Origin of the sequence: Myxococcus llanfairpwllgwyngyllgogerychwyrndrobwllllantysiliogogogochensis (assembly GCF_006636215.1) — a bacterium.
GTDB classification, from domain to species: domain Bacteria; phylum Myxococcota; class Myxococcia; order Myxococcales; family Myxococcaceae; genus Myxococcus; species Myxococcus llanfairpwllgwyngyllgogerychwyrndrobwllllantysiliogogogochensis.
Genome location: NZ_VIFM01000721.1, coordinates 1 through 476 on the forward strand (window position 1 = coordinate 1; position 476 = coordinate 476).

The 476-nt window shown below is 73.3% G+C and carries 1 protein-coding gene; it reads right to left on the reverse strand.

Annotation, left to right across the window (positions count from 1 at the left end; translation table 11 throughout):
- On the reverse strand, positions 1–476 hold a 476-nt coding region (locus FJV41_RS57340), incomplete at both ends, for a Mur ligase family protein (RefSeq protein WP_246137934.1).

The following is a 476-nucleotide window of genomic DNA, read 5'->3' on the forward strand; positions in this document are numbered from 1 at the left end:
GTAGTCGAGGTGGTCCTGCGTGAAATTGGTGAACACGGCCACGCGGATGCGCATGCCGGCGAGGCGGTGCTCCGCGAGACCGATGGAGGATGCCTCGATGGCGCAGGCGCCCAGGCCGTTCGCCACGAAACCGGCGAACGCGCGCTGCAGCCGCACCGGATCGGGCGTGGTGAGGCCCGTGCCTTCCAGCTCGGGCGGCACGCCCACGCCCAGGGTGCCGACCAGGCCGCAGCCGCCCTGGGGCGCGAGGCCGGCGCCGGCCAGCAGGTTGAGCGCATCGGCCAGCCACCAGGTGGTGCTGGTCTTGCCGTTGGTGCCCGTCACCGCGATCACGTCCAGCCGCTGCGTGGGCATGCCGAACCAGTCGGACGCCAGCAGACCGGTGGCCGCCTTCAGGTCGCGCAGCGCGGCGACGCGCTCGGCCCCGAAACGGAAGGCTTCCACGCCTTCGCGCTCGACGAGGCAGGCGGCCGCGC